The organism is Methanosarcina sp. A14 (genome assembly GCF_001729375.1).
Lineage (GTDB): Archaea > Halobacteriota > Methanosarcinia > Methanosarcinales > Methanosarcinaceae > Methanosarcina > Methanosarcina barkeri.
This window is the reverse complement of record NZ_LZPK01000169.1, coordinates 1-6,799: the sequence shown is the minus strand read 5'-3', so window position 1 is coordinate 6,799 and position 6,799 is coordinate 1. Positions and strand designations below refer to the sequence as shown.

The following is a 6,799-nucleotide window of genomic DNA, read 5'->3' as shown; positions in this document are numbered from 1 at the left end:
TTTTGGGATCAGCTCATATATTAATTATATTATGGTTAACATTTATTAGTTTATAGTTTAAATGAAATTTTAAAAGTTTAAAAAAAACGATATCAATAGAAAAATTAAATGGATTTTTATGTTGACCTGCCGAATATGGGCTTGATGATTGACTCGACACTAGATTGAGTCTACAAATGCTGCTATTAAAAGGAAGTTTGGGGAGACTTTGAAATCTAAGAATCAGACTGCTCAGGTAATTGTTATCTAAGAGGCTGTCTTAAAATTCAAATCATTTCTACAATTGGATAATAGGCAACGTTCCGTTTAAATTCATATTACACACTCGATGTATAAAATAAATCGATAGCAGTAGAAAAATTAAATGAATTTTTACGTCGACCTGCCAAAAGCAGGCTTAGAATTTGACTGTGGTAACTCATGAGATGTATGAGAATGGGATTGAGCCAGAGTTCTTACATGTAAAGCATTTTTAAGTCTTAATTTTCAGAGGTGATAGGGGTATTGGCATTTGCATCTTTTCTGATATATTTATAAACAATGGCATTATATAGAAATATATTGCATTATCGAGAATAACCCTTTCATTGGCTGGCAACTTAGTGGTAGAAGAGTCACTATCCCATTCAGATAATAATTTTTCTTTATTGTCTGTCTCTACAACTGTATCTACAGATGCACCAATATGGCCAATATTAATAATATCCATACTGAAATTGGATTTAAACACAATCTCATTATTCAAACTTTCTTTATAATCGATTAGTGTTATGCTAATATTAATTTTTATTTCGTAATTTTTCGATACGTCGACCTCACTCTCTTTACATGCATCTAATCTTTTTATTGATACTTTTTTTATATTAAATAGCAAAATGGACACCAACCGGGTTTTGCATCAAATTCGCGTGAACTAATCTGCTCGACTTTAATAACCGGAATATTCTCAATAATCTGTGGTTCTAATCCTAAAAATTTTGGAATTATTCTAATTTTGGATGAGTATTCAAAACTTGGTAAGCTATATTGTATTGGACTGATTTTTTGGACAGTTATTATCATGTCCTTCCTCATCAACCCTTCACATCTTCTCAAGACTTCTTTAGCTTTTCCAATTATTCTGGGATTTCTTTGATCTTCTTGTTTAATTATGTCTGAAGCAATGTTTTTAGCAGCATCTGTTTTGCCTTCAGGAATTAATATCTCATCTGATTTTTTCAAATAATCTTCCAATATATAGTCAGGAGCGTATTTAATAAGTTCTCTCAACTGAGCAGAGGTAGGTAATTCTATACCTCGTTTATCAAATAATTCCAAATACCTATTTTTGAGATACTCTACTACTTCATTCAGTTCATTGAATCCGAGTTCACATGGCTCAAATCCATAAAAAGATATAGCTTTCTCTACTTCCTTTAGTGGAACTTCTTCTAAATATTCATTATTATAAGGGGGAGCTAGAAAAAATGTTTTATCTCTATCTATGATAAAAGCTTTCCTTTCATATGGCAATGTGGCAATCATTCTCAAAGTCATTAACCAACCACTTCTAACTCGATTCCTTTATCTTTTATAAGATCATTCATACGCAAAAATTCTTGTAGATCACGCAGTTTTTCTATATCAGATAAGCCATTAGCATATTTTTCATACAGATATCCATAGTATTCTTCTACTTTAGTTTTGCGAATCCTTACTTTATGTATATGTTGTGGTTCTATATCATTTTTTGTTATTGCTTCAATATATGAATGTTCACAGCAGACAATAGAGGGTAGCATGATTGGATCTATTTCACAGGTGCACGTGCAATGTTTAATAGCCGCTAAGATATGTACTAAGTTCTTATTCGAACTATCAGTAGTTAGTTTCTCTACGTCTACTTTAGATTCATTAACATAACTTAGGCTATCACCTTTTATAAATGCAACACTGGCATCATTATTCACAAAAGATTTTGCGATCACCAAGCAAATGTCTCCGTATTTATGTATACCAGGACCACCAATGTTTAGAGCTCCGTATTTGAATTTTTTACCGTCTTTGAAACTACTATCAAATATTATTCTTTTTGAATAGTGTTTTTTTAATTCGCGCCTTAATACTTCCTTAGTAGAAATATTCTCCCCAACACCATTGGGTAAACGTTCTAGATCATCTTTTAATTTTTCATATCTATTTTTATATTTGCCCTCTATCAAAAAATTATTAAATTTGTCTATATCCATGTTTATTGAAATAGCCCATTTATCTTTAACTAAATCACTTATTATTGTATAGTTTTGTTTATATATTCCGTCTAAATTGTTTATTATATTTTTTAAGTTAGTTGAATTTTTCTCAGCTATATCAAATAAATCATGAATCTCTTCCATAGTAAACTACGTGTTAGACTAAAACTATATATTAATTTTTTGAAATTTGTTGCTTTTCTATAAGATTAGACTGACTTTAATATATTTTGCCATAGCTGTATATATCGATCCACTTAATAAATTTTATAATATAATATGATCCACCAAAGTAAAATCAAATTGCGTGCGGTCACCCCACCCTAAACAGGCTGTCCGACAATTATTGTTAGTAATAAGAAAGTGCTAAAAAGAAAGCAAATAAGACCTTTAAATCAAAAAAGAGAAATTCTTTTATTACCGAAAGTAATTGTCGGGCAGCCTGTAAAGAATGGGGTATTCGTGACCCTCTGCGCTCCTGTTGTAATAAAAAACTAAAATTCAATATTTCTAATTTTTTAAGTATTTGGGCTTTGCAAGAAAAATATCATATTTTTCTTTTTCTTTTAGTCAAGGGCTTTTTCTTGCAAGATAATGAAGCTGCATTTTTGTTAACATTACACTGTTTTGAAATAAAATTATTTGTTGAGAAATCTGTTAAATATATAACAAAAGGTTTCAGTTCATCAAATTTAGGATTTTAAAATAGAACAACATAAATATCTAAACTCCATACAACTATTTATTTTTAAATTCATATATTTAATATCCAGTTGCTTTATCAATGTGAACACTTATGGATGAAGATATCAACCCAACCGATAATCAGACAACTGACAATCCAACTGATCTTAACATAAATTATGACGAAACCGTATATCAGGTATTAAATGACAGATATTTAGTTGAATGGCAAAGGACGACTAACATAGAGAATAAAGCCATATGTATTATTGGATTTATCGGCGTGTTAATGGTATTTAGTGTAAGTTTTGGACTAGAGCACTTTACAGATTTCTCAGGTAATTACTCTATTTTGAAAATCTATATTCTTTGCATTTTTTCACTCATTTTTGCTTTTATTTTCTCTTTAAAGGCCTTGTTTATTGGGAATAAAAGAATGAGAGTATTGGATACTGATTATATACTATATGAGTATGTGTCTAGAAACAAACCATTTCTTAAAGAGACATATCAAGAGCTACGTGAAGAAATTTATGCCAATAACACATCAAATATAATCAAAAATTTTTGTTTGTCTGCTTCTGTATACGCGTTCGTTTTTAGTTGTTTAGCATTGTTTATGTTTACAGTTTGGTATGTGTATCTAAAACACTCCAATGAGTTATTTACAATATATTTACATTATGCTAATATGATTACTAATATTTTAACATAAATTAAACCATTTAAATTGAACTTATTTCAATGAGATTTTTTAAGGTAACTGATATTGAATTTAACTAATATACAAAAAGATATTAATAGGATAGAAAACGAGATAAAATGTGGGAGAAAAATGAGTACTGAAAAAATAACACGTGGACAACAGTTTACTTCGAAGCAGTCTACCTCACGTGATGAAAAATTCGGAACTCAGATAGAATCACGTGGTATTATTAAAGCAATTTTTGACAAAAAAACAAGAAGATAGTAAATAATTTTATCTTTATCCTTATTTTTAGTAAATAGAGAAAGCTCGGCTCAATTAAGCTTACTCTGGATACCTGAAAAGTGTCTTTTCTCATTCCTGCACAGTTCGTTGTTTGACAAGGCTCGTTTGGCCAGACCTGCAAACAAAAATGATAAAACAGTTTTTATTCTGATGTTCTCATCAAAGATCAGCAAATAGCACGAAACATCTGCGGATCAATTGAAAATCAATTGAAGATCAATTGAAGATCAATCAAAATCGTGCTGGGTCACCCCGTTGGTGTTTACTTGAGCACTACTTACTGGAGTTACCTTGAGTGCCATGGCGAACATTATATATATCTTAGCCCGAAGTATGCTCCAGATTGAGGTGCATCCGTGGAAACAACGACCATTAAAATTAGTGCCGAGCTATACGAAGCGCTCGATTTTTGCAGAGACAGAAATAGTGACAGTGCCTGGGAGTCAAGGAGCACGATAATTAGAAAACTATTAGCTCGATACGATGATACCTGCCAGCTTATACATGAAAACGGTAGCTACTGGTTTGTTATTAACGGCAGGAAACGAAATTTCCCGGAGCTCTCGCATACTACGGAAAATGTGAGAATCACGCAAGGGCTTCATGACAGACTCAATGAAGCAAAAATCCACCCTGATGAGACAATAAATACTGTTTTGCAACGTTTGTTGTTTTCGTACTATGGCAACAAACTGGTTTACCGTATTAATATAAAATCCGCTAGCGACAAGGACAGCCAGGATTTAATATCTTTCATGCACGAGGTCCTGCTGACAGAACCAAAATTTAATAACGCCCTGTTTGCCGAAGTTGTAAATGTAGAAAATCATCCGGAAACAATGGGTAAATACAAAAAAAGCATGTTACCACTATCGATATTGTACGATTTTGAAGACCATGAGGTGTGGCGCATGGAAGGAAAGCATGATTTATATGAGGTAAGAAGAAATTTAGAGTCCTTTATTGATTCGTTAGAAGAGTTTATTGATTGACGTGCAGCTGGAGCTTGCAAACAGGCAATTTTCCGCACCTCATTTAAAAAACTTTTAAATATACTTTCATTTTTATGTGGTAGCGTTAATGGACTAACATGTTATATGGTCTAATATGGACATTTTAGCCATAATAACCCGTAGTTAAACCTTAACTGTTTTTTCTTTTCAGGATTTGCCCTTTTAAGAGGATTCAAGATCATAGCTATCTTTACAGACGTTGACCACCCATCATTAGGTTATTGATTTTATATTTTATCTTTCCACTGCCGCTGAAATTTCCATTTTTTTAATCTGCTCAAATCCAATGAGCTCTAGCCGCGCCGAGCAAGAAAAATTTATGCTAGAAACATCGGCCAATTCAGCCGGAGATAATACCATCAAGTTTCCTGCGGATTGCCAAAAAAAGCACATGGTATCCTTTGAATAACACGCTCAAATCAATGAAAGTACTTTTGACTTACCTTTTTTGTTTATGTGTTTCATCATTATCTTAGAACAGTAAGGTTGTCTTTTCTTTTGATCTTTGAAGCCGTCAAAAAACTAATCGGTGAATTGCCACCGAAGGCTCAAATGTGACCTTTAATGATAAGATGTACGAAGATGAAATAGAATATGATGTACGAAGATGAAATTGGATATGATGTACGAAGATGAAATTGGATATGATGTACGAAGATGAAACTGGATATAAAAAAGGAAAAATTCAAAAGAGGAAGATTGTCGAGACCGAGATATTCTCAGTTGATAAACGAATAAAAATAATTAGTGAAATATTTGCAATAACGGAAAAAAAGGGTGAAGAGAGCACGTGAGGAAGAGATCTTCATGTACTTTCATGCTAAATAAATTTTCTGATTGATTTCAATCCTCTGGTTAAAAATTCTCCAAACCCTGAGTTCATCCCAAAACTTGAAATTTGCTTCTTAGACCGTGTATTTTGAATAATCAATCAATCTTATGATCATGAAAATAATTCTGAGAATTCCCAATGATTAAGAGTAAAGTGGCTTTTGGGATAGACTCCATAAATTCTCTTTATAGTTTCCAATTACAGGTGGGTTTAGAGCTTTTGAATTGAGATTCCAGATAATATTATATGCATCACTCAGAATTGGAAAAAACAGCACAACTGGCTAATGTAAACATTAAAACATCAGCCAGTTAGGATTTTTTTTATTTATATTCAACTCTCACCATAAATATACGTTTTACTTCCAGCACCAGTAGCCAGGAATCCAGTATTTATCAAAAGTATACCAGAAAGATTTGTGTTTATTATCCTTGTTGTGCTTTACTTTTTTATATCCCCAGTGACCTTTTATAAAGCATTTATTCTTGCCATAATGATTGCCATACTTGTTCTTACCATCGTACTTGTTTTTACCGTCGTACTTGTTCTTAGCATCGTACTTTTGCTTACCATCGTACTTGTTCTTAACATTATTAGGAGCCGCACTTACTGCTGCAGCTGTCACTGACAGCACAAAACAGAGTGCCAGCAAAATACCCAGTATTTTTCTCATTTTCATCATTTACCTACCCCAAAATATTTGCTGTCCTTGTAGCCTTAATTTAGCATCTAAATTATCTCGCTGACTATTGCAGCTTGACAATCCCAATATAATTCAGTTAAAATATAAGCATACTTATAAATAGAAAAATATAAAAGTGAGTTAATTATAAAAATAAAAGTTTTAAAAGGTTTAATTTAAAAAATAGAAGTAATCTCAGGAATAGTTAAGATAATAAGGATTAAAATTAGGTAATTATTAAAACAAAGGTTTTAAAACTTTTATTTTATTTACACCCGCAAATAAAACATTAAATTCTGATACTACTCTTTTAAAGTTGTATATTTTAAAAAGAACTCATTCTAAACCAATTCAATTTTTAAATCC

The 6,799-nt window shown here is 31.7% G+C and carries 6 protein-coding genes and 1 pseudogene; 3 read left to right on the top strand and 4 right to left on the bottom strand.

Annotated features, from left to right (window positions below; all coding sequences use genetic code 11):
* Nucleotides 1–472: 472 nt before the first annotated feature.
* The 3 genes from A9239_RS08830 to A9239_RS08820 are packed head-to-tail and all read right to left on the bottom strand — an operon-like array spanning nt 473 to nt 2,375.
* Complete coding sequence (locus A9239_RS08830) at nt 473–874, bottom strand: hypothetical protein (protein WP_048155616.1); 402 nt, start codon at nt 872–874, stop codon at nt 473–475.
* Entirely contained in the window at nt 859–1,536 is a 678-nt protein-coding gene (locus tag A9239_RS08825) for a hypothetical protein (protein WP_048155619.1), read from the bottom strand. The genes A9239_RS08830 and A9239_RS08825 overlap by 16 nt, the downstream gene beginning before the upstream one ends.
* A complete protein-coding gene (locus A9239_RS08820; RefSeq protein WP_048155622.1) occupies nt 1,536–2,375 on the bottom strand; it encodes a hypothetical protein in 840 nt (279 codons plus the stop codon). The genes A9239_RS08825 and A9239_RS08820 overlap by 1 nt, the downstream gene beginning before the upstream one ends.
* Before the next feature lie 652 nt (nt 2,376–3,027).
* On the opposite strand from A9239_RS08820, the gene A9239_RS08815 reads away from it, so the two are divergent.
* The 3 genes and pseudogenes from A9239_RS08815 to A9239_RS18960 form a co-directional block, all read left to right on the top strand.
* Complete coding sequence (locus A9239_RS08815; protein WP_048155625.1) at nt 3,028–3,630, top strand: hypothetical protein; 603 nt, start codon at nt 3,028–3,030, stop codon at nt 3,628–3,630.
* Nucleotides 3,631–4,262: 632 nt separating this feature from the next.
* Complete coding sequence (locus A9239_RS08805) at nt 4,263–4,898, top strand: hypothetical protein (protein ID WP_048117142.1); 636 nt, start codon at nt 4,263–4,265, stop codon at nt 4,896–4,898.
* Between the two features lie 662 nt (nt 4,899–5,560).
* Nucleotides 5,561–5,713: pseudogene (locus A9239_RS18960) on the top strand (IS110 family transposase); the annotation flags it as partial.
* A 396-nt stretch (nt 5,714–6,109) separates the two neighbouring features.
* On the opposite strand, the gene A9239_RS20355 reads toward A9239_RS18960, so the two are convergent.
* Nucleotides 6,110–6,433, bottom strand: coding sequence for a hypothetical protein (locus tag A9239_RS20355; RefSeq protein ID WP_048117139.1), 324 nt, complete (start codon nt 6,431–6,433; stop codon nt 6,110–6,112).
* Nucleotides 6,434–6,799 lie beyond the last annotated feature (366 nt).

Coding starts and splice junctions, on each gene's coding strand:
- A9239_RS20355 (WP_048117139.1), bottom strand. CDS start 6,433: ATGATGAAAATGAGAAAAATACTGGGTATTTTGCTGGCACTCTGTTTT.
- A9239_RS08825 (WP_048155619.1), bottom strand. CDS start 1,536: ATGACTTTGAGAATGATTGCCACATTGCCATATGAAAGGAAAGCTTTT.
- A9239_RS08820 (WP_048155622.1), bottom strand. CDS start 2,375: ATGGAAGAGATTCATGATTTATTTGATATAGCTGAGAAAAATTCAACT.
- A9239_RS08815 (WP_048155625.1), top strand. CDS start 3,028: ATGGATGAAGATATCAACCCAACCGATAATCAGACAACTGACAATCCA.